This is a genomic window from Gordonia hongkongensis, assembly GCF_023078355.1.
In the GTDB taxonomy this organism is placed as follows: domain Bacteria; phylum Actinomycetota; class Actinomycetes; order Mycobacteriales; family Mycobacteriaceae; genus Gordonia; species Gordonia hongkongensis.
In genome coordinates this window covers 1,717,360-1,741,011 of sequence record NZ_CP095552.1, presented here as the reverse complement: position 1 = coordinate 1,741,011, position 23,652 = coordinate 1,717,360, and the positions used below count along the sequence as shown (strand labels likewise).

19 protein-coding genes and 1 tRNA gene are annotated in these 23,652 nt (G+C 66.7%); 14 read left to right on the top strand and 6 right to left on the bottom strand.

Annotation, left to right across the window (positions count from 1 at the left end):
• Positions 1-42: 42 nt before the first annotated feature.
• The 3 genes from MVF96_RS07900 to MVF96_RS07895 are packed head-to-tail and all read right to left on the bottom strand — an operon-like array spanning position 43 to position 3,604.
• Positions 43-2,313 carry an MMPL family transporter gene (locus tag MVF96_RS07900; RefSeq protein ID WP_211538191.1) on the bottom strand — a complete coding sequence of 757 codons (2,271 nt, stop codon included), beginning with the start codon at positions 2,311-2,313 and terminating at the stop codon, positions 43-45.
• 53 nt (positions 2,314-2,366) lie between these two features.
• Positions 2,367-2,732, bottom strand: coding sequence for a hypothetical protein (locus MVF96_RS24540; protein ID WP_336286640.1), 366 nt, complete (start codon positions 2,730-2,732; stop codon positions 2,367-2,369).
• The gene (locus MVF96_RS07895) at positions 2,726-3,604 is read right to left on the bottom strand and encodes an oxygenase MpaB family protein (protein ID WP_307848009.1); all 879 of its coding nucleotides are present in this window, start codon (positions 3,602-3,604) and stop codon (positions 2,726-2,728) included. Before MVF96_RS07895 ends, MVF96_RS24540 begins: the two co-directional genes overlap by 7 nt.
• Positions 3,605-3,793: 189 nt before the next feature.
• On the opposite strand from MVF96_RS07895, the gene MVF96_RS07890 reads away from it, so the two are divergent.
• The 4 genes from MVF96_RS07890 to MVF96_RS07875 all read left to right on the top strand — a co-directional run bounded on the left by MVF96_RS07890 (position 3,794) and on the right by MVF96_RS07875 (position 6,949).
• A tRNA-Leu gene (locus MVF96_RS07890) sits at positions 3,794-3,867 on the top strand.
• Positions 3,868-4,067: 200 nt separating this feature from the next.
• The gene (locus MVF96_RS07885; protein ID WP_211538192.1) at positions 4,068-5,435 is read left to right on the top strand and encodes a hypothetical protein; all 1,368 of its coding nucleotides are present in this window, start codon (positions 4,068-4,070) and stop codon (positions 5,433-5,435) included.
• A gap of 371 nt (positions 5,436-5,806) precedes the next feature.
• Positions 5,807-6,502 (top strand): hypothetical protein, encoded by a 696-nt coding sequence (locus MVF96_RS07880; RefSeq protein WP_139114196.1) that lies wholly within the window; start codon positions 5,807-5,809, stop codon positions 6,500-6,502.
• A 228-nt stretch (positions 6,503-6,730) separates the two neighbouring features.
• Entirely contained in the window at positions 6,731-6,949 is a 219-nt protein-coding gene (locus MVF96_RS07875) for a hypothetical protein (protein WP_004020299.1), read from the top strand.
• On the opposite strand, the gene MVF96_RS07870 is transcribed toward MVF96_RS07875, so the two are convergent.
• A complete protein-coding gene (locus MVF96_RS07870) occupies positions 6,946-7,800 on the bottom strand; it encodes an SDR family NAD(P)-dependent oxidoreductase (RefSeq protein ID WP_058250770.1) in 855 nt (284 codons plus the stop codon). The genes MVF96_RS07875 and MVF96_RS07870 overlap by 4 nt on opposite strands.
• 177 nt (positions 7,801-7,977) lie before the next feature.
• On the opposite strand from MVF96_RS07870, the gene MVF96_RS07865 reads away from it, so the two are divergent.
• The 6 genes from MVF96_RS07865 to MVF96_RS07840 all read left to right on the top strand — a co-directional run bounded on the left by MVF96_RS07865 (position 7,978) and on the right by MVF96_RS07840 (position 15,918).
• Positions 7,978-8,325: an L-rhamnose mutarotase gene (locus MVF96_RS07865; RefSeq protein ID WP_065631970.1), complete on the top strand. Its 348-nt coding sequence runs from the start codon at positions 7,978-7,980 to the stop codon at positions 8,323-8,325.
• 108 nt (positions 8,326-8,433) lie between these two features.
• Complete coding sequence (locus MVF96_RS07860; protein WP_058250772.1) at positions 8,434-9,807, top strand: MFS transporter; 1,374 nt, start codon at positions 8,434-8,436, stop codon at positions 9,805-9,807.
• 125 nt (positions 9,808-9,932) lie between these two features.
• Positions 9,933-11,093, top strand: coding sequence for an L-rhamnose isomerase (gene rhaI, locus MVF96_RS07855; protein WP_058250773.1), 1,161 nt, complete (start codon positions 9,933-9,935; stop codon positions 11,091-11,093).
• A 48-nt stretch (positions 11,094-11,141) separates the two neighbouring features.
• Positions 11,142-13,178: a bifunctional aldolase/short-chain dehydrogenase gene (locus MVF96_RS07850; RefSeq protein ID WP_247451825.1), complete on the top strand. Its 2,037-nt coding sequence runs from the start codon at positions 11,142-11,144 to the stop codon at positions 13,176-13,178.
• Positions 13,175-14,662 (top strand): rhamnulokinase, encoded by a 1,488-nt coding sequence (locus MVF96_RS07845; RefSeq protein WP_247451824.1) that lies wholly within the window; start codon positions 13,175-13,177, stop codon positions 14,660-14,662. Before MVF96_RS07850 ends, MVF96_RS07845 begins: the two co-directional genes overlap by 4 nt.
• Positions 14,663-14,682: 20 nt before the next feature.
• On the top strand, positions 14,683-15,918 hold the full coding sequence (locus MVF96_RS07840) for an alpha-hydroxy acid oxidase (RefSeq protein ID WP_058250776.1): 1,236 nt from the start codon (positions 14,683-14,685) through the stop codon (positions 15,916-15,918).
• A gap of 40 nt (positions 15,919-15,958) precedes the next feature.
• On the opposite strand, the gene MVF96_RS07835 is transcribed toward MVF96_RS07840, so the two are convergent.
• Positions 15,959-17,416 (bottom strand): MFS transporter, encoded by a 1,458-nt coding sequence (locus MVF96_RS07835; protein WP_055474929.1) that lies wholly within the window; start codon positions 17,414-17,416, stop codon positions 15,959-15,961.
• Between the two features lie 119 nt (positions 17,417-17,535).
• Here MVF96_RS07835 and MVF96_RS07830 point away from each other — a divergent pair, with 119 nt between their 5' ends.
• The 3 genes from MVF96_RS07830 to MVF96_RS07820 all read left to right on the top strand — a co-directional run bounded on the left by MVF96_RS07830 (position 17,536) and on the right by MVF96_RS07820 (position 21,678).
• Complete coding sequence (locus tag MVF96_RS07830; RefSeq protein ID WP_247451823.1) at positions 17,536-18,549, top strand: LacI family DNA-binding transcriptional regulator; 1,014 nt, start codon at positions 17,536-17,538, stop codon at positions 18,547-18,549.
• A 104-nt stretch (positions 18,550-18,653) separates the two neighbouring features.
• Positions 18,654-19,313: a TetR/AcrR family transcriptional regulator gene (locus MVF96_RS07825; RefSeq protein WP_247451822.1), complete on the top strand. Its 660-nt coding sequence runs from the start codon at positions 18,654-18,656 to the stop codon at positions 19,311-19,313.
• A gap of 1 nt (position 19,314) precedes the next feature.
• Positions 19,315-21,678: an MMPL family transporter gene (locus MVF96_RS07820; RefSeq protein ID WP_137809269.1), complete on the top strand. Its 2,364-nt coding sequence runs from the start codon at positions 19,315-19,317 to the stop codon at positions 21,676-21,678.
• A gap of 6 nt (positions 21,679-21,684) precedes the next feature.
• Here MVF96_RS07820 and MVF96_RS07815 read toward each other — a convergent pair whose 3' ends face one another.
• The gene (locus MVF96_RS07815; RefSeq protein ID WP_068971038.1) at positions 21,685-22,005 is read right to left on the bottom strand and encodes a putative quinol monooxygenase; all 321 of its coding nucleotides are present in this window, start codon (positions 22,003-22,005) and stop codon (positions 21,685-21,687) included.
• 184 nt (positions 22,006-22,189) lie between these two features.
• Here MVF96_RS07815 and MVF96_RS07810 point away from each other — a divergent pair, with 184 nt between their 5' ends.
• Positions 22,190-23,614 carry an aldehyde dehydrogenase family protein gene (locus tag MVF96_RS07810; protein WP_068971039.1) on the top strand — a complete coding sequence of 475 codons (1,425 nt, stop codon included), beginning with the start codon at positions 22,190-22,192 and terminating at the stop codon, positions 23,612-23,614.
• Positions 23,615-23,652: the final 38 nt, after the last annotated feature.

The following is a 23,652-nucleotide window of genomic DNA, read 5'->3' as shown; positions in this document are numbered from 1 at the left end:
CTGTCCCGCCGCCGTTCATCCGTCGCCATGACGTATTCGGTGTCAGACCCTCGTCGGCGCGGTGTCCGGCGCCGCTTTCTCGGGACGCCCGACCTCCGGGGCCTCCTCGGACAACCCGATCCGATCATGTAGCCGTCGCAGCGGACCCGGCGCCCACCAGTTCGCCCGCCCGGCCAGCCGCATGAAGGCGGGGACGAGGAACATGCGGATGATCGTCGCGTCCATCAGGACCGCCAGGGTGAGACCGACCCCGAACATCCGCATGAACGAGACCTCCGACGCCGCGATGGCGGCGAAGACGATGCTCATCAGCAGTGCCGCGGCCGTGATGACCCGGCCGGTCCGGGCCAAGCCCAGGGCCACGGCATGGTCGGTGGCCCCCCGCGTCCGGTCCGATCGCAACCACTCCTCGCGGATCCGTCCCAACAGGAACACCTCGTAGTCCATCGACAGGCCGAACGCCACGCAGAACAGCAGCACCGGCATGGTCGCGCTGAGGGTGCCCGTCGCGGTGGTCCCCAAACCTCCGAGGTGCCCTTCCTGGAAGAACCAGACCATCGCGCCAAACGTCGCCGACAGCGACAGGATGTTGAGGACGAGCGCCTTCAGCGGCAACACGACGCTCCCGGTGAACAGGAACAGCAGCACGAACGTCGCGATCGCGATCAGTCCGAGCACCCACGGCAGATGCGCGTAGATCGACCCGACGGTGTCGTCGGTGGCGGCGGCGAGCCCGCTGAACAGGGTCTCCGTTCCCGCCGGCGGCGGCACCGCCCGCAGCTCGTCGAGCTGGGCGATCCCCGACTCGCTCATCGGGTCGCGGTCGGTCGACACCTGCAGGACGTGTACGTCGCCCCGGGTGTCGTCCGGGCTGCCCGGTGCGGCCGGCGCACCCCGGACGAACGTCCCGGCCGACGACCCTACGGAGTTGACATCTCCGACCGTCGACAGGGCGCGGGTGTAGTCGGCCAGGGCCGCATCGTCCACCGGCCCCCGCACGACGACGGTGACCGCTGCGGACAGGTCGTCCTCGTAGTCGTCTCGGATCTCCTGCTGGATCGCGTGGGCGCTCGCCGACTCGGGGAGCACCCGGTCGTCGGGGAACCCCAGTTTCATCGACAGGAACGGCGCACCGAGTACCAGTAGGAAAACCGTGACGACCGCGGCGACCGGCAAGGCGTGGCGCAGCACCCACTGGACGAGCCGGTACCACCAGGTGTCCTCGGGTTCGACGGGCCGCGCCGGCGGCAGCCGAAGCAGGCGCCGGAGTGGCTTCCGGGCATCGAACGCGTCGATGCGATCACCGAGGAGCATGAGCACGGCCGGCGTGAGCACGAGCGCCGACACCGCGGCCACGACCACGACGCCGAGACCCGCGAAGGCGAAGCTGCGCAGGAAGTACTGCGGGAACAGCACGAGCGCGCTGAGCGACAGGGCGACGGTCACCGCGGAGAAGGCGACCGTCCGCCCGGCCGTGGCCAGGGTCCGGACGATCGCGTCGGGCCGGCTCAGACCGTGTCCGACCTCTTCCCGGTAGCGCGTCAGGATCAGCAGCGTGTAGTCGATCGCGAGCGCGAGACCCAGTGCGGTGGTGAGGTTGAGCGCGAAGACCGAGACGTCGGTGACCGATCCGATCGCCCGGAGCAGCGCGAAGGTGAGGATGATCGAGACGATGCCGATGCCGACCGGGACGGCCGCGGCGAGCAATCCGCCGAAGATGAAGATCAACACGATGAACGTGATCGGGATCGCGATGGCCTCGGCGACGAGGAGATCGGACGCGGTCTGATCGTTGACCTGTGCGAAGACCATTCCTTGACCGCCGACCTGCACGGTGATCCCGTCGCGGTCACCGGCCAGGGCCGCGGCGATCTCCTCGGCGTGCCCCGGCGCCGAATCCTCGCCACCGTCGAGCGAGGCGATGATCAGCGTCGACGTCCGGTCGCGACTGACGAGCGCGGAGTCGAGCGCCGGATTGGCCCACACCGACAAAATCTGGTCCTGCACGTACTGATTGCGATTCAGGTCGGCGACGATGTCCTCACCGACCGCCCGGGCCGTCGGGTCGCGGGAGACGTCGACTCCGTCGGGACCGTCCAGTTTGAGCACGACCTGGACCCCGCCGCGGTTGAACGTCTCGTCGAGCGTTCTCTCCGCCCGCGCCGACCCCGAGTTCGGATCGCTGTACCCTCCGGCCAGCAGATGTTCGGCCGCGGTGGCGCCGTACGCGCCGCACACCACCAGCAGGATGAGTGCACCCAGCAGCACTCGTTTGGGCATGGATATGACCAGCCGTGTCAATCTGACCAGCATGCGGACCCCTGTCGCGTCGGTCGACTTTACGGCGTTAAGTTATCAGCAGTAATTTAGGCGGTCAAGGACGATTCAGGGACGTGCGGCATGCCGAGTCCGCGTCGGACCGTTCGCAGTTCGCGCTCGATCACCGTCGACTCCGATCCGAGCAGTCCGGTCGCCCGCGCGATCTCGCGCAGCCTGACGGCGGGCCGTGCGACGTCGACGAGATGGTGCAACGGCGTCCGGCGCAGACCCATCCGCCGGGCGACCGGGCGCTCGACCCATCTGGTGCTGATGGCCGAGAACGACGACATGAGCAGGGGTCTGGTGATCGCATCCACCGCGGAGACCAGCAACCCCGGCACCGGAATCGGCGCGGCCCCGTGCACGACGCGCGGAAGGTCGTACCCCTCGCGAAGCAGCGCCTTGATCAGCACCTTCGACGAATCGTCGGGCTGCAGCTCGAATTCGCCTGCGATACGGAACAATTCGCTCGACGCTCGTAACTCGGCGGCAGGAGGTCGTCGTCGACCCCGATGACCCAGCCGATCCAGCGCCACAGATGCGTGATCGCCTCACATTCCGCACTGCTGTAGTGGATCCCGAAATCCCGTGCGACGACGAGAGGTAGAGCCAGGAAGCCGCACGAGATGGTCATCACGGCATACGTCTGGTTGATGGGTGCGCCCCACTCCCCTTCGTCCCAGGCCCCGGCGTCGTCCGTCGGATCGCCGCCGGGCGGGTGCCGCAGGACGTCGCGGATGTAGGCATGTAGCAGCCGAATACGAAGCGTTGCAACCCAACCGGGACGGCCCGGGAGCATCGATCCGGGCGTGGTCGCCTCGGCGACCCAGCGGGCCGTCGACTCGACTCGATCACGTGTCCCCGATCCCAGCCGGCCGGTGGCCACCAGCGGACGGACGAATCCCTGCGCCTTGAACCCGTAGATCAGCGACTGATACAGCGTCGACGACTGCAACGTGCCGAACCGCCACCAGGCGCGGGCGCCGGCCTCCGCCCAGGCCGGGTCGAACCACGGAGGTGGGGCGCTCGCGACCTGCAACAGATGCGTCATCGAGGCGGGCATCTCGAGGTGTTCGACATCGGTCTCCTCCTCGGCGGAGGTGTGCTCTTCCAAGAGCGCGACCAGTGTGGAGAAAGAGATTCCGCGTTCTCTGGCCTCGACGATCACCGTGTCGGCGAGCGGATCACCCTGCGTCAGACCCGCCTCGAGGCGCTCGACGATGGCGGGATGCCGTTCTCGGACGGCCTCCCAATTGCGTGCCCCGGTCACCGCTGCCGCGTCCATGCCCCATGATCACCCCGGCGACTGGGCCGGTCAAGGACGGCTGACTCCCAGACGTCGACTCGACTGCCAGACCTCGATCGAGGTCTGGCGGTCGAGTTGACGTCTGTCGGTGGCAACGCCGGACGAATTCGGACACGCTGCCGCGGCTGACTATGCTCACCGTGGGGACCGTCGTCGAGCGGACCCTTCGCCCCCATAGCCCAATTGGCAGAGGCAGCCGACTTAAAATCGGCACAGTGTCGGTTCGAGTCCGACTGGGGGCACCGCATCGCCGCAGGTAGATTGACTATTGCCGTTCCCTCGCGTCATCCGAACGATTACAGTGCCACCCCCGTGCTACCTAAGCTGCCGCATCAGCGCGACACGCGGGATCAGATGTCAGACGCAATGAGTTGCGTACGTGCGATGCTTACAGGCTGTCCACGACGAGGCCGCGAAGTTCGAGCATGACAGGAGTCGAAGTGTGCCACCGGAAGACGATGAAGCCAAGACCAGTTTGGAAGACTGGATACGAAAGTTAGACGGACTGATCGCCAAGTTAGACGAATTCGACGGCGACAGCCCATTTGACTTCTGCGAACACTTCATGGACGCGTGGCGGGACCTAATCTCCAGGGAAACCGCGCCACCGCCTCAGAGCGCGGCCATGGTCATTGTGCTGGAGACAATGCGGGCTCAAGCGGAGGTCTTGGCCTCCGCGGCAATGGACTACGCGAACACACCAGACGCCCGCGACCGAATGACGAGAAACGACGTCCAGAACTCAATGCGCACCGCACTACAAGAAGTCGCTCAGCGCGCTCGCAACTGGCTATCTACAAAGCTCCCGACAGAAGATGAGATTCGCGAAATAATCACCAATTCTCTGTCGGTGTTCAATAAGATACAGGAACAGGGAGAGCAACAGATAAAACAGGACGCTGACGACGACGCAGCTGCCGCCTCCGACCCGTACGGAGCAATGTTGGGATATTCCGATCCGGGTATCGATGCTGCTATCATCTTCAAAAAGCTCTGCTCATTCACTGCAGATGAAGACGCAGAGTATCGCACGGCACACGAGCGCCTCCGCCGCATGATTGACAGCGAACTTCTCCAGCACATTTCTGATGAAAATGAGAGATTCTGCGATTTGCTTATTGCAGTAATTTCCGATGTCACTAGTCGGCGAATTTCACTGTCCGATCAAGATGCTTTCGACGAGCGCCGAAGGCGAATCCGTTCAGCGCTCATATCTTTCACTAGCGCGCTCCACAGTCATAGAGATCAGTCCATCCGCGCAGTTCGCGAGCAGTTCGGCCGCAAGACCGTAGAGGAGAAACAAGCTCTCGATCTGTTTGATGATCTGCTCGTGTCATCGTTTGATTACCGATGGTTAATCAAAATGCGTGACGCCCTGCTTCATGGCGACATTAATGCTTTCAAGATTGAACTCAATGCTCGCCTAGAAGGCGAGAGCACCGCGAACGTGTTTATGGACCGTGATTACATGATCAAATCCAACAGGGCTGCACGAGAAAAATGGATCAAGATCACCGAACTCGAGGCCATCGACTACGATCCTAGCGTCTTGGACATGATCAAGGCCGCCCAACCTCAGATTGCTGAACTACAAGACCAACTGGATGCGATTCTGTATCCCGATATCGCTGACGATGTCGCGACTGTGAAAGACCTTGTCGACCGTTTCGAAGGAAAAGAGGGTCTTTACGCGTTGCAGTCCGGTCTAGGGTTCACACGGAAGGTTCCGGTTCCGCCCTACATTTTACTCGCGCCACGTGTCTTGACGTACGCGAGCAACTACGCCCATTTACCTTCACCGTCCGAATAGAGGAACGTCATCCGACGACTCGGGGGCCTCATGCGGAATCAGCTGGGAGGGATCGGGCAAATCGTTCAGTGCGCCGCCGCCTTCCTCAGGAATCCAGTCACCGTAGGCGTCGAGTGTGTGGGGTGAAGGTGCTGCGACCCATCCACCGGCTGACCACATGAAGTGCTCCCCTCCATAAGTTGCATCTCCGCGAACGTGTGGCGCAGGCTTAGCGATGCCGTTCGCCTTTCGCGGCCGCCCGCTACCGCAGGGAAAATCGTGCGGCGGACGACACCTACGCCTGGCCCGCAGTCGCCGAGTGTCGGCGCAACCCGAACTCGGACGCCAACATTTTGGCTCGGCAGAAACGCCGGGAGTGAGAGGATATGTGAATGGACCCGGTAGCAGGAGCGGCATTGGCAGGACAAGCGGCGCAGGCCTATCTGCGTCGATCCCGAGTCACAGTTAGCGTCGACGAGGACTATGACACCTTCGGTGACATGAGGGTCAAACGCTTCTTCTTCCCCGTAGGGACGCCGGACGAGTTGACCGAGCTGCGGGATCTAGGTTCTCGGACCAGCTACAGTAAGCCCTTTGATTGGATCAATGAGAACAGGGGAATCGAGCTGGGGCACACCGTGTTCGAGTTCGAAGTACAAGCTCAAAATGCGACCGTTGCCCTGACGGGCGGTAAACCCGTCTTGCGGCCCGGCTTCGGCAGTGTCGATGGCATAGCGATTCTCCCTCCGCCCGCGGGCGGGCCATTAGAGGGTAACTATCTCCTCGTGTCACTCGATGACGAAACACTTGTATGCCATCGCGGTGACGACCCAAGTGCCCCACGCGTGCCATTTCGCTTCGAAATACCACAAGGTTCGACCGAAGTCTTCCGAGTACACGCGTACACCACCAGTCGACCCACCATGTGGTTCCTGCGGCTGCGCTTCATCGTCAACGGCAAAACTGTGCGCTATGACCTGAGGCGCGACAATGGCGAGGATTTTGTCACCCTGCCCTTCGATTACTCAGGGATCAGGGATTCTTACACCTGGGAGCAAGGTCGTTGGGAGCTTGTTCCGAACCGATAGCCAGATCGCCCATCCCGACTCACTCCGCAGTGCGCAACGGCGACATCCCAATTGCGCGGGAGCACGTCAAGAACACCGCCAGACCTCTGCGCCTGATCCCGCTACCTGCGTCGTTGCAAACGCGTTGCGTCGAAAGCACGAGACGAAGTGTCACGGAAAGCCGGCACGCCACTGGGCTGTCTCGATCCGCGTGCATCCCCCGAGCCCGCTGATGATGTACTCGGTGTCATGTCCACTCGGGTTGTCCTGCTCGCCGACTCCTCCGTCGCCCTGCTCACCCTCGGTATCTCGGTGTACTCGATCGCGGTCCTGGTGTGCCTCGGGATCGCAATCAACGCGGCCCGGTTCGGACGCAGACGGGTCGCGATCACGATGGCCTGGGTCGTCGGTGTACTGACCGTGGCAGGTGTCATCATCGCCATCCTGAGCAGCACCGCCGGCGGTTAACCCTCCGGCCGCAACTCCGCGCGTTGCCGATCGATGAATTGCGCGGCAAGCCGATTCGTGAGGCCGGGCGCCAATCGCTGGACGCGCCAGGTGATCCGGGATCGACGCGGGACGACCAGCAGTGGTTGATTCCGCTCGATGGCGGCGAGCGTGTCCCGGGCAAGGCGGTCGGCGTCGTACGCGGTCGACGAACCCTGACTCGCCAGATAATAAGAGCGACCGACGAATCCGCCGACCGATCCCTTGTCCAGGATCGGGGTCTCCACTGCCGAGGGACACACCGCCAGCACGTTCACCCCGCGGCCCGCAGCCTCGGTCCGTAGTGCGAGCGACAGCCCCACGACCGCATGTTTGGTCATCACGTAGCTCGTGATCAGTCCGGCGGCGACGAGCCCGGCCATCGACGCCGTGTTGACGATGTGTCCGGAACGCTGCTCGATCATCACCGGGTACGCGGCCGCGACCCCGTGCACGACGCCCCGGATGTTGACGTCGATGATCGCGTCCCATTGTTCCGGCGTCAGCATCTCGGTCGGACCACCCCAGGTGATCCCTGCGTTGTTGAACATCAGATCCAGGCGCCCCCACTCGGCGACGACCTCGTCGACCACCCGCTGCACAGCGGCAGCATCCGTCACATCCAGTTGCACCGCCCGTGCGGTGCCCGGCCCACCGGACAAGGAGTCCGTCACCCGCTGCGCCGCGGGTAGGGCGATGTCCGCGCAGGTGACGTGGGCTCCCCGGGTCACCAGCGCGCGCGTGAGCGCGGCCCCGATACCGGACCCGCCCCCGGTCACGATCGCGATCCTGCCCCCGACATCTGCTCCGCGCGTCTTCCCGAATTCCAGCACGAACAGAGCATGACCGATCCCGTTCCGGCGGGGTGCGCTTTGTGCGAACCGGGTCTTGACATCCTCACAGGCCGCTCTTAGTGTTGCTGCCATCACAAATTGAAACGTTTTAATTCGCCGGGTTGATCCTCTCTCGACGGTCTGCGTTTCCCATCACGTCGTTTGTCAGGAGCAGCCATGCCCGATACCCAGCGCGTCTGCTTCGTGCTCCAGCTCCGCCCGGAGCGCGTCGAGGACTACCTCGACGCCCACACGGAGGTGTGGCCGGAGATGCTCGACGCCCTGCGCGAGACCGGATGGCGCAACTACTCGTTGTTCCTCCGCAAGGACGACGGCATGGTCGTGGGTTACCTCGAGACCGACGACTTCGCGACGACCGCCGCCGCCATGGAGGCAACGGACGTCAACGCCCGGTGGCAGGCGCACATGTCCGAGTACTTCCTCCCGGCCACCGGCGGAGACGCCGACGGCGCCAATCCCGACACCATCCGTACCGAACTCCTCGAGTACTTCCACCTCGACTGACCGACATCGAACACACGACGCGTACTGACGGGCACACCGACATCAGCGAACCCGGCTTGACCCCTCCGATCCCGACCCTCTCTACTGATCTCCGACGCTAGGAATCCCATGAAAGTAGGAGCGCGCTCCACCACCGGCTGGCGGGCGACCATCTCGGTTGCCATGTCGAACTACATCGAAGCCGGCTCGATCATCGCGATCGCCACCAGCCTGACCTTCTGGCAGGACGAGTTCGGCATCAGCAACTTCGCCGTCGGCCTGCTGGCCGCACTGAGCGCCAACGCGTTCGGCGCGGCGGTCGGCGCCGCCATCGGCGGACCGCTGTGCGACCGCTACGGCCGCAAGGCGATCTACACCTACGACCTGCTGGTCTACATGGCCGGCGTGTTGCTCGCCGCCTTCGCGCTCAACTTCACCATGCTGCTGGCGGCGTTCATCATCACCGGCCTCGCGGTCGGCGCGGGCGTACCCGCGTCCTGGACCTACATCGCCGAAGAGGCGCCATCGGTCGAACGCGCCAAACACGTCGGCACCGCCCAGCTCGCCTGGTCGGTCGGACCCCTGATCGGCTTCGCACTGGCGGCCGCGCTCGCCCCGATGGGCCTACTCGGCTCGCGGATCATCTTCCTGCACCTCTTCGTCGTCGCCGCGGTCGTCTGGTGGATTCGCCAAGGGCTCGCGGAGTCCAAGATCTGGTCCGACGAGGCGGTCAACGAGACCCGTGAGCTCACCGCTTCCGTCGGCGCCCGGGGAATCAAGGGCCTGTTCTCCAAGAAGGTCAACATCACCGCACTACTCCTGCTCGGTGGCATCTACCTCTTCTGGAACACCGTGGCCGGACAGGCCGGCATCTTCATGCCGCGTGTCTACGAGACCGCGGGCGTCGAGAGCGCGGTCCAGCAGAACCTGCTGCAGGTGCTGGTCTGGGGATGCACCGTCCTCGCGACCTACTTCGGCTTCATGCGATATGCCGACCGGGTCTCCCAGCGCGCCCTGTACGTCTTCGGCGCCGCATTGGGCATCGTCGCCTGGATCGTGCTGGTCGCCTTCACCGACAGCGGTGTCGCCACGATGCTCGTCTTCGCGGTCCTGTGGGGCATCTCCTCGGGCATCGGCGCGCAAGCGTTCTACAGCCTCTGGGCCAGCGAGATGTTCGCGACGCCCTATCGGGCCAGCGCCCAGGGCGTCATGTTCTTCGCCGTCCGCACCGCAACCGGTCTGTTGAGCTACTTCTTCCCCACCATGCTCGCGGCGACCGGACTCACCACGGTCGGCATCCTGCTGGTCGCACTGCTCACCGTCGCGCTGATCATCGGCGCCATCGCGGCTCCGGACACCCAGGGCAAGACGCTGCAGCAGATCGAGGTCGAGCGCTACGGCGCTCCGCTGTCACCCGAGCTCATCGAGACACCGGCATCCGCCGCGCACCCGACCCCGGGCACCAACCCGGCCGCGGAGTCGGGACACCGGGCCCCGGCCTGACACCACGGCCTGATCGCGCGGTGCGCGATTGAAACGTTCCACCAGTTCGAATGTTCCACTCAGACCTCCCCGCCGCCGGCTGACCCCGACGCCGGCGGCGGGGAATCCCAACCGAAAGAAATTTCATGGCCACCTTTGACGAGACGATCCTCGACAACCTCGAGATCGAGCTCCCCTCCTGGGCGTTCGGCAACTCCGGCACCCGGTTCAAGGTGTTCGGCACCCCGGGCACCCCCCGCACCATCCACGAGAAGATCGCCGACGCCGCGAAGGTCGACGAGCTGACCGGGCTGGCACCCACCGTCGCCCTGCACGTCCCGTGGGACACCGTCGACGACTACACCGCCCTGGCCGCTTACGCGAAGGATCTCGGCGTCGGCCTGGGCACCGTCAACTCCAACACCTTCCAGGACGACGCCTACAAGTTCGGCAGCCTGACCCACACCGACAAGACGGTGCGGCAGATGGCCATCGACCATCACCTCGCCTGCATCGAGGTGATGAACGCGACCGGTTCGCGCGATTTGAAGATCTGGCTGGCCGACGGCACCAACTACCCCGGACAGGGCGACATCCGCGGACGCCAGGACCGGCTCGCCGAGTCGCTCGCGACCATCTACCAGCACATCGGCGACGACCAGCGACTCGTGTTGGAGTACAAGTTCTTCGAGCCCGCGACGTATGTCACCGACGTCCCCGACTGGGGCACCTCCTACGCCCATGTGACCGCGCTCGGCGAGCGGGCGATGGTCTGCCTCGACACCGGCCATCACGCGCCGGGAACCAACATCGAGTTCATCGTCGCGCAGCTGCTTCGCCTCGGAAAGCTGGGTTCCTTCGACTTCAACTCGCGCTTCTACGCCGATGACGACCTCATCGTCGGTGCCGCGGATCCGTTCCAGCTCTTCCGGATCCTGTTCGAGGTGATCCGCGGCGGCGGGCTCGACGCCGGGTCGCCGGTCGCTCTCATGCTCGATCAATGCCACAACGTCGAGGAGAAGATCCCCGGCCAGCTCCGTTCGGTGCTGAACGTCGAGGAGATGACGGCCCGCGCACTACTCGTCGACACCGATGCGCTGACCGAGGCACAGGCCGCCGGAGACGTGTTGGGCGCGAACGCGATCGTGATGGACGCGTTCTACACCGACGTCCGTCCGATGCTCGCCGAGCGTCGTGTCCGTCGCGGCCTGCCCGCAGACCCGATGGCCGCATACGTCGACTCCGGATACCACGAGCGCATCGTCGCCGAGCGTGTCGGCGGTACCCAGTCGTCCTGGGGCGCCTGAGCCCTCCCCCAGCCCCAGTTCCCTGAACTCCCGAGGAGATCACCCCTAATGACCAATCCCGCAGTCGCCGCCCTCATCGAGCGGTCCAACCGACTCGGATCGGATCCGAAGAACACCAACTACGCCGGCGGCAACACCTCCGCCAAGGGCTCCGACACCGACCCGGTCACCGGTGAAGACGTCGAACTGCTCTGGGTGAAGGGCTCCGGCGGTGATCTCGGCACCCTCACCGAGAAGGGCCTGGCCGTGCTCCGGCTCGATCGCATGCGTGCGCTCGTCGACGTCTATCCCGGCCTCGACCGTGAGGACGAGATGGTCGCCGCCTTCGATTACTGCCTGCACGGAAAGGGCGGTGCCGCACCGTCGATCGACACCGCGATGCACGGCCTCGTCGACGCCGCGCACGTCGACCACCTGCACCCGGACTCCGGTATCGCCATCGCGACCGCGGCCGACGGCGAGGTCTTGACGCACAAGATCTTCGGTGACCGCGTCGTGTGGGTGCCGTGGCGTCGTCCGGGTTTCCAGCTCGGGCTGGACATCTCGGCGATCAAGAAGGACAACCCGCAGGCCATCGGTTGCATCCTCGGCGGCCACGGGATCACCGCCTGGGGCGACACCTCCGATGAGGCGCAGGCACATTCGCTGGAGATCATCCGCACCGCCGAGGAGTACATCGCCGCCAACGGTCGGCCGCAACCCTTCGGCGGCCCGATCGACGGCTACGGCGCATTGCCCGCCGAGGAACGCCGGGCCAAGGCCGCGGCGCTCGCCGCGTTCATCCGCGGCCTCGCCTCGATGGACAAGCCGCAGGTCGGTCACTTCACCGACGTCGACCCGGTCCTCGAATTCCTGGCGGCAGAGGAGCATCCGCGCCTGGCCGCACTCGGCACCAGTTGCCCGGACCACTTCCTGCGCACCAAGGTCAAGCCGCTGGTCCTCGACCTCCCGGCCGACGCGAGCGTCGAGGAGTGCAAGGAGCGCCTCACGGCACTGCACGAGGCCTACCGCGAGGACTACCGCGCGTACTACGACCGTCACGCCACCGCGGACAGCCCCGCGATGCGCGGCGCCGACCCGGCCATCGTGCTGATCCCGGGCGTCGGAATGTTCAGCTTCGGCAAGGACAAGCAGACCGCACGTGTCGCCGGCGAGTTCTACCTGAACGCCATCAACGTGATGCGCGGCGCCGAGGCCATCTCGACCTACGCACCGATCGACGAGTCGGAGAAGTTCCGGATCGAGTACTGGCTGCTCGAGGAGGCCAAGCTCGCGCGCATGCCGAAGCCCAAACCGCTCGCCACCCGCATCGCCCTGGTCACCGGGGCGGCCTCCGGTATCGGCAAGGCCATCGCGACGCGTCTGGCCGCCGAAGGTGCGTGCGTGGTGATCGCCGACCTCGACGCCGAGAAGGCACGGGCGGCCGCCGAGGAGATCGGTTCCACCGATGTCGCCATCGGGGTGGCCGCCGACGTCACCGACGAAGCGGCCGTCCAGTCCGCGATCGACGCGACGGTGCTCGCCTTCGGCGGCATCGACCTCGTCGTGAACAACGCCGGCCTGTCGCTGTCGAAGTCGTTGCTGGACACGACCGCCGCCGACTGGGACCTCCAGCACAACGTGATGGCCCGTGGTTCGTTCCTGGTGAGCAAGGCCGCCGCACGCGCCCTCATCGACCAGAAGCTCGGCGGCGACATCCTGTACATCTCGTCGAAGAACTCGGTCTTCGCCGGCCCCAACAACATCGCCTATTCGGCGACGAAGGCCGACCAGGCCCATCAGGTCCGGCTCCTGGCCGTCGAACTCGGCGAGCACGGGGTCAAGGTCAACGGCATCAATCCCGATGGCGTGGTGCGTGGTTCGGGGATCTTCGCCGGCGGCTGGGGCGCCAAGCGCGCCGCCGTCTACGGCGTCGAGGAGAAGGACCTGGGCAAGTTCTACGCGCAGCGCACCCTGCTCAAGCGCGAGGTGCTGCCGGAGAACATCGCCAACGCCGCCTTCGCACTCTGCACGTCCGACTTCTCGCACACCACCGGCCTGCACGTGCCGGTGGATGCGGGCGTCGCCGCCGCGTTCCTGCGATGAGCCGATCCACCCGGTCCGCCCAGGTCGCCGCGATCGACCTGGGCGCGACCAGCGGCCGGGTCATGCTGGCCGACGTCTCGCGCGGACGACTCGAGCTCGAACAGGTCGCCCGGTTCACCAACGACCCGGTCCACATCTGGAACGGGCGCAGGTCCGCGCTGCACTGGGATGTCCCGGCGCTGTTCCGCGCCGCGTCGGCCGGCCTCGCCGAGGCGGGCAGGCAGTCCGACGATCTGGTCGGGATCGGGGTGGACTCCTGGGCGGTGGACTACGCGCTCCTGCGGGAGGGCCGCATGATCGGGTTGCCGCACCACTACCGGGACACCCGGAGCGTGGTCGGGGTCGACGCCGTGCACGCCGAACTCGGTCCCGCGGACCTGTACGTGCGCAACGGCTTACAGTTCCTGCCGTTCACCACCGTGTACCAATTCGCCGCCGAGAAGGCCGACGGGTTGCTCGATCAGGCCGACACCGCCCTGCTGATCCCGGACCTCATCACATACTGGCTCACGGGCCGACGCGGCACCGAACGCACCAACGCCTCGACCACCGGATTGCTCGGCATCAACGGGCGGTGGGACACCGCGATGATGGAGCGTCTCGGATTGCCCGTCGGCTTGTTCCCCGACCTCGTGGAGACCGGAACCGACCAGGGCCCGTTGCTCGGCGACGTCGCCGAGCGCCTCGGACTGTCGACGTCGACCCGCGTCACCGCGGTCGCGTCCCACGACACCGCGTCGGCGGTCGCCGCCATCCCGATGGACCCGTCGCGGTCGGCGTACATCTCGTGCGGGACCTGGGGTCTGGTCGGCGTCGAACTCGAGCAGCCGGTCGTCTCCCGCGACGGGTGGAAGGCCAACTTCACCAACGAGGTCGGCGCCGGCGGCCGTATCCGCTACCTGCACAACGTGATGGGCCTGTGGCTGCTCAGCGAGACGGTCCGCCAGTACCAACGCGAAGGGTATCGCGCCGAACTCGGTGAACTGCTCGCGCAGGCCGCCGAGGCGCCGGCGACGGTCGAGATCTTCGACACCGATGACGCCCGATTCCTCCCGCCGGGAGACATGCCCGGGCGCATCCGCAACTGGTACGACGAGCGCGGCATGCGTCCGCCGATGACCCGCGCCGAGATGGTGCGCGCGATCGTCGAGAGCCTGGCGGCGGCTTTCGCCGACGGGGTGGCCCGGGCCGCCGAACTGTCCGGCACGACGGTGGAGACGGTCCATCTCGTAGGCGGCGGCTCGCAGAACCGACTGCTGTGCCAACTCACCGCCGATCGGCTGGGCCTGCCGGTGCAGGCCGGTCCGGTGGAGGCGACCGCGCTGGGCAACGTGCTGATCACCGCCCGCGCCCACGGTCTGATCGGTGGCGACCTCGAGGCGATGAGGTCTATCGTCGCCGACAGGTTCCCGCCGCAACACTACGCACCCCGACACTCCCGCGGCACGCGCTCCCGCACCGCGGTGGGGACAGGAAAGGCATGACCATGCAAGGCAGTTCTCCCATGAAGCGTCGAGTTCCCAAGCCGCGCGACCTCGCGCCGCTGATGCAGTTCAAGAAGCCCCAGTTCGACGCGAAGAAGCGCCGCCTCGACGCCGCCCTCACCATCGAGGACCTGCGCGCGATCGCCAAGCGCCGCACCCCGAAGGCGGCCTTCGACTACACCGACGGTTCGGCCGAGGCCGAGCTGTCCATCGAACGGGCACGACAGGCGTTCGCCGACATCGAGTTCCATCCGGCCATCCTGCGTGACGTGTCCAAGGTCGACACCTCGTGCACGATCCTCGGCGGGCGTTCGGAACTGCCGTTCGGCATCGCGCCCACCGGGTTCACCCGGATGATGCAGACCGAGGGCGAATACGCTGGTGCACGTGCCGCCGGCCGGGCCGGGATCCCCTTCTCGCTGTCGACGATGGGTACGGCGTCGATCGAGGACGTCCGGGATGCGAATCCGCACGGCCGCAACTGGTTCCAGCTGTACATGTGGAAGGACCGGGAGCGCTCGATGGCCCTGGTCGACCGCGCGGCGAAGGCCGGGTACGACACCCTGCTGGTGACCGTCGACGTGCCGGTCGCCGGGGCTCGTCTGCGCGACAAGCGCAACGGCATGTCGATCCCGCCGGCGCTGACCGCCAAGACCGTGCTCAACGCCATCCCGCGCCCGCAGTGGTGGATCGACTTCCTCACCACCGAGCCCCTGGCGTTCGCCTCGCTCGATCGATGGTCAGGAACGGTGGCCGAACTGCTGGACACGATGTTCGACCCCACCGTCACCTTCGACGATCTGGCGTGGATCAAGTCGCAGTGGCCGGGCAAGCTGGTGGTCAAGGGCATCCAGACCGTCGACGACGCCAAGGCCGTCACTGCCCTCGGCGCCGACGGCATCGTATTGTCGAATCACGGTGGGCGCCAACTCGACCGCGCACCGATCCCGTTCCACCTCCTGCCCGAGGTGGCCCGCGAGGTCGGCGCGGACACCGATGTCATGCTCGACACCGGCATCATGAGCGGTGCCGACATCGTGGCGTCGGTCGCCCTCGGCGCGCGGTTCACGCTCGTCGGCCGGGCCTACCTGTACGGCCTGATGGCCGGCGGGGAGGCCGGGGTGGACCGGATGATCGAGATCCTCGGCGAGCAGATCGCACGCACGATGCGGCTGCTCGGTGTTGCCTCGCTCGACGAGCTGACCCCCGCGCACGTGACCCAGCTCGAGCGGCTGGTGCCCCGGGCGCGTTCCTGAGGCTCGACTGCCGAGGTCGCGTGGGCATCAGACCGGCCGCCTACGCGACCTCCGCGTCCTCGCGGCGGTGGGCGAAGTGATCCACGAGGCCCACCACCAGCGCGATCAGCACCAGGACCGCGGCCGTCGCCAGTCCGATCTGGAACGCCCGCGCCCAGTCGCCGCCGGTGTTCGCGACCTGGGCGAAGAACACCGCACCGACGAGCGCGATCCCCGCGGCGGCCCCGATGCGCTGACCGGTCTGCAGGACGCCACCGGCGATGCCCGCCTTGGTGACCGGCACCTGGTCGAGGCTGAGCGTGAGGTTGGGCGAGATCACGAGACCGGAACCGATACCCGCCACCAGCAGCGGCAGCGCGGCGGCGTACCCGACACCGGGACCGGACACGAACGCGACGGCGACGATCGTCGCGATCATCCCCACGACCACCAGGCCCAGACCCAGCAACACCAGCGAGCGCCCGACCCGGTTGACGATGTTGCCGCCGACGCTGGCCGACACCGCCGAACCGAGCGCGAACGGGGTCACCGCCAGACCGGCCTGCAGTGCCGAATAGCCCAGGCCCTGCTGGACGAACAGCGTGTAGATGAAGAACACCGTGGTGAAACCGGCGAAGTAGACCATCGCGATGATGCACCCCAGTGTGTACGACCGCATGGAGAACAACGAGAGGTCGACGAGTTGCTGGCGGCCGACGCGGCCCTGCCGGCGTTCCCACAGGACGAACGCGCCGATCAGCACGGCCGCGAGGACGAGCAACAACCATTTACGCCCGCCGGGCCATTCCTGTTCCTGGACCATGGGCAGCATCAGTGCGAACACCCCGGTACCCAGGAGCACGACGCCAACGGGATCGAAACTCCCCCGCAGTGGTTGTTTGAGTTCCTCGGGCCGAGCGGGGATCAACCGTATCGCGGCGACGAAGGCCGCGATGCCGATCGGCACGTTCACGAAGAAGATCCAGCGCCACCCGTCGGCGGACCCGCCCAGCTGGATGAGGACCCCACCGAGCAGCGGCCCGACCGCGGTCGAGATCCCGATGGTCGCGGCGAACATGCCGAAGGCCCGGCCACGCTCGGCCCCGCGGAACAGCAGCTGGATGAGGCCAGAGACCTGCGGCGCGAGAATGCCGCCCGCAACGCCCTGGATCAGGCGGAAGACGACGAGTTGCGTCGGGCCCTGGGCGAACCCACATGCCGCCGACGCCAGCACGAACAGGGACAGCCCGATGAGGAAGGTCACCTTGCGGCCGCGCGCGTCCCCGACCCGGCCGGCCGGGACCAGGACGAGTCCGAAGGCGAGGGCGTAGCCGGACACGACCCACGACAGGTCGGCCGAGTTCGCGCCGAGTCCGGATTCGATGGACGGGAGCGCGACGTTGACGATCGAGACGTCGAGAAGGGTCATGAAACCGACCACCAGGCACACCGCGAGCGCCTTCCAGCGTCGCGGATCGGGTTCGTAGTCCGCGGAGAACGGGCTGGCCGGAGTCGACATGAAGCGCCTTTCCTACAGGGGGTACCGCGGGTGTTCGTAGTCAATCAGCTCGCGAGATGGGCGACCCTCCCGAGTCCGCGAAACGCGGGTACCGGCATCGCATCTGGTGAGATGGACACATGGGTGTGAGCATGCGGGATGTCGCGGCGGCGGCCTCGGTGTCGGTGGGCACGGTCTCGAACGTGCTCAACTCGCCCGGAAAGGTCTCGCCCGCGACCGTCGCGCGGGTCCAGGCGGCGATCGACCAGCTGGGTTTCGTACGCAACGACGCCGCGCGCCAACTCCGTGCGGGCCGATCGCGTTGCGTCGGCATGGTGGTGCTCGACGTGGGCAACCCCTTCTTCACCGACATCGCCCGCGCCGCCGAACAACGGGCCGGCGAGCACGACCTCACCGTGCTGCTCGGCACCTCCGACGACGACGAATCGCGCGAACAGGCCTATCTCGACACCTTCGACGAGCAGCGGGTGTTCGGTCTGCTCGTCTCGCCGATCGGCGACGATCTGCGACGGTTCGACTCGCTGCGCCGTCGCGGTACCCCGGTGATCCTCGTCGACCGCGACGCCGGCGGCTCGCCCTTCGATTCCGTCGCCGTCGACGACATCGCGGGCGGGCGGCTCGCGGTGTCGCACCTGTGCGAGACCGGTCGTCGCCGCATCGTCTTCGTGGGCGGACCGCCCGGCCTGCGGCAGGTCGCGGACCGCCGGCGGGGCGCGCAGGAGGCGGTCGACGCCGTCGACGACGCCACGCTCGAGGTCGTGCAGACGACGAACCTGAGTGTGCTGGCCGGACGCGAGGCGGGACAGGCCCTGCTGGCCAGGGCCCCCCGCGACCGACCGGATGCGGTGTTCTGCGCCAACGACCTCCTCGCGATCGGGGTCCTGCAGGCGTTGACGATGCTCGGCGGCGACGTCCGCGTTCCCGACGACATCGCGCTGATCGGTTACGACGACATCGATTTCGCCCGCTCGGCCGTCGTCCCGTTGTCGTCGATCCGGCAGCCGACCTCCCGCATCGGCGTCACCGCGGTCGATCTGCTGATGAGCGCGGCCGACGATCCCGCCGAACGCCACGTCCCGTCGAACCTCGTGTTCCAGCCCGAGTTGGTCGCCCGCGCATCGACACTGGGCTGATGGTGTGACGCACGCCATCGCCGGGTAGACGGTGTGAGGACTCTCCTAATATTGCGTAGTCCTGCAAGTTTGCAGGGTTCTGCAAGTTCCGTACCGTGGGTGAGGTGAACTCCCCCGGACTCCGCGAGGCGAAGAAGGCGGCGACCCGTTCGGCGCTCGCCCGCGCTGTGCTGCGGTTGTCCACCAGCGCCGGGATGGATCACGTGACGATCGACGCCGTCGCGGCGGAGGCGAACGTCTCGGTCCGCACGTTCCACAACTACTTCAGTGGCAAAGAGGATGCGCCGCTGCACTTCGTGTCGTCGCTGTTCGACACGATCGTTGAGCGGATCGAGGCCCGACCGACGGACGAGAACTTCTTCTGCTCGGTCCGGACCGCCCTCATCGAGGCCGCCACCTCGCCCGACGTCGGCGAACCCGCCGAGATCGTCGCGCTCCTGCGCCTCCTCGACACGGATCCGGGGCTGACGGCCAGGTCCCGCGACATGGAGTTGGGCGACACCGTCGAAGCGCGTCTCGCCGAACTGTGCGCGCAGCGCGGGCAGCCGGCACACACCCTGTATCCGCGCCTCGTCCTGCACAACGCGATCACCACCATCCGCGTCGCCCTCGAATTCTGGGTGACCCATCACGACGACACCCCGGGCACCGCTGCCGACCTGGCCACCGTGCTGGAGTCCGCCTTCGACCAGTTGGCGTCCGGGCTCGCACAACCCATCCCACCGTTGAACGAACTCGCCGACCCATCCCTCGAGGAGCACTGACGTGGCAACACACCTGTACCGACTAGGGCGATGGGCGTACGAGAACCGCCTCAAGACCATCGCGATCTGGGTTCTGGTCCTGATCGGGCTGGGCATCGGCGCGAGCCTGCTGGCCAAACCGACCTCGGAGTCGTTCTCGATCCCGGGCATCCCGTCGGAGCGCGCCCAGGACCTGATGATCGAACGCTTCCCCGGGGAAGCGACGTTCGGTTCCGACATCGGTGTCACGTATGTCGTCCGCGCACCGGAGGGTTCGACGCTGAGCGAGCCCCGGTTCCAGAGCGCCATCGACTCGATGGTGGCCGGCCTCAAGACCGTCGAGAACGTGAAGAGCCCCGATTCGATCGCCAACCCGTTCGTCTCGTACGGCACCGAGCAATCCCCCGGTCAGCTCCGTGAACTCTCGGCGACCTTCCAGCGGGAGACCTTCGGCAAGAGCGCGGACGAGGCCGCCGCCGACGCGCAGGCCACTTCGCCGATCAACGCAGCGGGCACCGTTGCGCAGCTCGGCGCCTCCTTCGACGTCGAGGCATCCTCGGACGTCACCGAGACCATGCGCGAACAAATGGACGCCATCGCCGACGACGCGCGGGCCGCCGGCCTCACCGTCGAGATGAAGGGTTCGGCCACACAGCAATTCGAGCTCGGGATCACCTCTGAGCTGATCGGCATCGGGGTCGGCGCGCTGATCCTCATCCTGACCTTCGCCTCCCTGGTCGCGTGGGGCATGCCGATCATCACCGCGATCGTCGGCGTGGCCATCGGGATGCTCGGCGTGCAGATGGGCACCCACTTCTTCGACCTCAGCAACGAGACACCGATTCTCGCGACGATGATCGGCCTCGCGGTCGGCATCGACTACGCGCTGTTCATCGTGTCCCGCTACCGCCACGAGATCCATCGGTCGGCGAACCGCGCCGACGCGGCGGGGCGGGCGGTCGGCACCGCGGGTTCGGCGGTCGTCTTCGCCGGCAGCACCGTCGTCATCGCGCTGGCCGCACTGGCCATCGTGAACATCCCGTTCCTCACCGCGATGGGTATCGCCGCCGCGGGCACCGTGGTGGCTGCCGTGCTGGTCGCGCTCACCCTTCTGCCGGCCATCCTCGGCCTGTTCGGCGGCAAGGCGTTCGCCGGACGCGTACCGCGCCTCAACGCTCCCGATGTCGGACCGCACGATGCGGAGCGGTTGCACAACGGCCAGCGCTGGGTCCAGCGCATCGTGGCCCGGCCGCGCACCGTGACGGTCGCGATCGTCGGCATCCTCGTCGTCCTCGCCATCCCGATGGCCGGGCTCAAGCTCGCGCTACCCAACGACGGGACCGCCGAGCCGTCGGAGACGCAGCGCCGGGCCTACGACATGGTCGCCGAGGGTTACGGCCCCGGCGTGAACGGACCGCTGGTCGTCGTCGCGGACGGTCGCGAGATCCAGGACACCGGGGAGCGCCTGCGCGCCTTCGACTCACTCGTCGACGACCTGGGTCGCATCGACAACGTCGAGGTGGCGCAGATCGGTGCCGGCGGGCTCAACGAGGCCCAGGACACCGCGAAGATCACCATCATCCCGTCGACCGCGCCGGCCGACGAGGCGACACCCGTACTCGTGGAATCGCTCCGCGAGATGGAGTCCCGGGTGCAGGGCACGACGGGCATCTCCTACGGGGTGACCGGGCAGACCGCGATCGAACTCGACATCTCCGACCGACTGTCGAGTTCGCTGATCCCCTACCTCCTGGTCGTGGTGGGTCTCGCCTTCATCCTGCTGATCATCGTGTTCCGCTCGATCCTCGTGCCGCTGACCGCCGCGCTCGGCTTCCTGCTCAGCGTCGCCGCGACCTTCGGTGTGACCGTCGCCCTCTTCACCGACGGCGCCCTGGGGATCGTCGACAACCCGCAACCGCTGGTGTCGTTCCTGCCGATCATGTTGGTGGGCATCGTGTTCGGACTCGCCATGGACTATCAGGTGTTCCTGGTGACCAGGATGCGAGAGGCGTACGTGCACGGCGCCGACGCGAAGACCGCGGTGGTGGAGGGATATCGCCACAGCGCCCGCGTCGTGGCGGCGGCCGCGGCCATCATGATCTCGGTCTTCGCCGCATTCATGCTGCAGGACATGGCCTTCATCATGGTGATGGGCTTCGCCCTGGCCGCCGCGGTGTTCCTGGACGCCTTCGTCGTCCGGATGACCCTGATGCCGGCGGTGCTCACCGTCCTCGGCGACAAGGCGTGGTGGATCCCGCGCTGGCTCGACCGCATCCTGCCCGACGTGGACATCGAGGGCGAGAAGCTCGGCATCGGCGACGACGCGGCGCGACCGGCGGACCCGGCGGGGGCCGACACGGACTCCGAGGTCCGCGCCGGCCGCTGAGAGAGCTCAGTCGACCCGGAACTCCCCGAGTTCGGACCAGGTGTCGCCCTCGATCGTCGTGTTGATGACGTCGGGTGTGCGCTGGAGGTACTTGGGGAGTTCCTGCTGGGCCTGCTTGAAGTGCGGGGCGGTGACATGTGCCTCCGCGGCATCGTCGTCGAACGCCTCGACCAGGACGTAGGTGTTGGGGTCCTCGAGCGATCGCGACCAGTCGAACCACTTGTTACCCGGTTCGGCGCGGGTCGCCTCCGTGAACTCGCGCGACAACTCGGGCCACTCGTCGGCGAATTCGGGCTTGATGGGGAACTTCACGACGATGAGGATCATGATTCGACCCTAGTCGTTCGCGGCCGGGCCGAGCGTCGCAGAATGCGACTGGGACGGCTGTTCCAGAACCGGTCACAAAGTGTCGCCCCCGGAACGCCGGGATTCGCGAGACCCCGGTCGCGGCAGCGCCTACAGTGTGAAACAGACAACAATTGTCCTCACTTCAGGCTGCAACGGAGGCACCATGCCGGACATCACCAAGTTCTACATCGACGGTCAGTGGGTCGAGCCCGCCGAGCTCAACCTCATCGACGTCATCAACCCGGCCACCGAGAAGTCGGCCGGACAGGTCGCCATCGGCAGCGCGGCCGACGTCGACGCAGCGGTCGACGCCGCCCGTCGCGCATTCGTCACCTGGGGACAGACGACCGTCTCCGAACGTCTCGAAGTCCTCAACCGGATCATCGCCGAGTACCAGAACCGCATGGGAGACCTCGCCGCCGCGGTCACCGAGGAGATGGGTTCGCCGGTCGGCCTCACGAACGCCGCCCAGGTGCCGATCGGTCTCGGCCACCTGATGACCGCCGCCGCGCAACTCCCCGACTTCAAGTTCGTCGAGGACCGCGGCAGCTCGCGCATCGCCAAGGAGCCGATCGGCGTGTGCGGCTTCATCACTCCGTGGAACTGGCCGCTCAACCAGGTCATGTGCAAGGTCGCCCCGGCACTCGCCACCGGTTGCACCATGGTCCTCAAGCCCTCCGAGGTCGCGCCGTTCAGCGCGGCGATCGTCGCCGAGATCTTCGACGCCGCCGGCGTACCCGCAGGCGTGTTCAACCTCGTCAACGGTGACGGCCCCGGCGTCGGCGCCGCGCTGTCGAGCCACGAGGGCATCGACATGATCTCGTTCACCGGGTCCACCCGCGCCGGCATCGAGGTCGCCAAGAGTGCCGCGCCGACCGTGAAGCGCGTCGCCCAGGAACTCGGCGGCAAGAGCCCGAACATCATCCTCGACGACGACGACTTCGCGAAGAACGTCGCCGGCGGCATCGCGACGATGATGATGAACTCGGGCCAGTCCTGCAACGCCCCGAGCCGCATGCTGGTCCCGGCCGGCCGCGTCGACGAGGTCGCCGAGATCGCCAAGGGGGTCGCCGCCGAGCTCACCGTCGGCGATCCCACCACCGACGTGAAGCTCGGCCCGGTCGTGTCCGAGGCGCAGTTCGACAAGATCCAGGGTCTCATCGAGCGTGCCGTCGCCGACGGCGCGACCGCGGTCGTGGGAGGTCCCGGGCGCCCCGAGGGTCTCGAGACCGGCTACTACGTGAAGCCGACCGTGTTCACCAACGTCACCAACGACATGGAGATCGCCCGCACCGAGGTGTTCGGCCCGGTCCTCGTCGTCATCGGTTACGACTCGATCGACGAAGCGATCAAGGTCGCCAACGACACCGAGTACGGCCTCGCCGGCTACGTCTCCGGCAAGGACGTCGACGAGGTCCGCCGCATCGGATCACAGATCCGTGCGGGTTCGATCTCGCTCAACGGCGCCCAGCTCGACCCGAGCGCACCGTTCGGCGGATACAAGAAGAGCGGCAACGGCCGCGAGTGGAGTGACTACGCCTTCGACGAGTTCCTCGAGGTGAAGTCGCTGCTCGGTTTCGGGGCCTGACAACCCAGCCCGTTCCCTCTCCCGACGCCGCCGGGCGC

What these genes read in the sequence shown, in the direction of transcription:
- MVF96_RS07840 (WP_058250776.1), top strand. Translation starts at nt 14,683, where the DNA reads ATGAAGCGTCGAGTTCCCAAGCCGCGCGACCTCGCGCCGCTGATGCAG.
- MVF96_RS07860 (WP_058250772.1), top strand. Translation starts at nt 8,434, where the DNA reads ATGAAAGTAGGAGCGCGCTCCACCACCGGCTGGCGGGCGACCATCTCG.
- MVF96_RS07830 (WP_247451823.1), top strand. Translation starts at nt 17,536, where the DNA reads ATGGGTGTGAGCATGCGGGATGTCGCGGCGGCGGCCTCGGTGTCGGTG.
- MVF96_RS07850 (WP_247451825.1), top strand. Translation starts at nt 11,142, where the DNA reads ATGACCAATCCCGCAGTCGCCGCCCTCATCGAGCGGTCCAACCGACTC.
- MVF96_RS07810 (WP_068971039.1), top strand. Translation starts at nt 22,190, where the DNA reads ATGCCGGACATCACCAAGTTCTACATCGACGGTCAGTGGGTCGAGCCC.
- MVF96_RS07815 (WP_068971038.1), bottom strand. Translation starts at nt 22,005, where the DNA reads ATGATCCTCATCGTCGTGAAGTTCCCCATCAAGCCCGAATTCGCCGAC.
- MVF96_RS07900 (WP_211538191.1), bottom strand. Translation starts at nt 2,313, where the DNA reads ATGCTGGTCAGATTGACACGGCTGGTCATATCCATGCCCAAACGAGTG.
- rhaI (WP_058250773.1), top strand. Translation starts at nt 9,933, where the DNA reads ATGGCCACCTTTGACGAGACGATCCTCGACAACCTCGAGATCGAGCTC.
- MVF96_RS07865 (WP_065631970.1), top strand. Translation starts at nt 7,978, where the DNA reads ATGCCCGATACCCAGCGCGTCTGCTTCGTGCTCCAGCTCCGCCCGGAG.
- MVF96_RS07880 (WP_139114196.1), top strand. Translation starts at nt 5,807, where the DNA reads ATGGACCCGGTAGCAGGAGCGGCATTGGCAGGACAAGCGGCGCAGGCC.
- MVF96_RS07835 (WP_055474929.1), bottom strand. Translation starts at nt 17,416, where the DNA reads ATGTCGACTCCGGCCAGCCCGTTCTCCGCGGACTACGAACCCGATCCG.
- MVF96_RS07875 (WP_004020299.1), top strand. Translation starts at nt 6,731, where the DNA reads ATGTCCACTCGGGTTGTCCTGCTCGCCGACTCCTCCGTCGCCCTGCTC.
- MVF96_RS07895 (WP_307848009.1), bottom strand. Translation starts at nt 3,604, where the DNA reads ATGGACGCGGCAGCGGTGACCGGGGCACGCAATTGGGAGGCCGTCCGA.
- MVF96_RS07845 (WP_247451824.1), top strand. Translation starts at nt 13,175, where the DNA reads ATGAGCCGATCCACCCGGTCCGCCCAGGTCGCCGCGATCGACCTGGGC.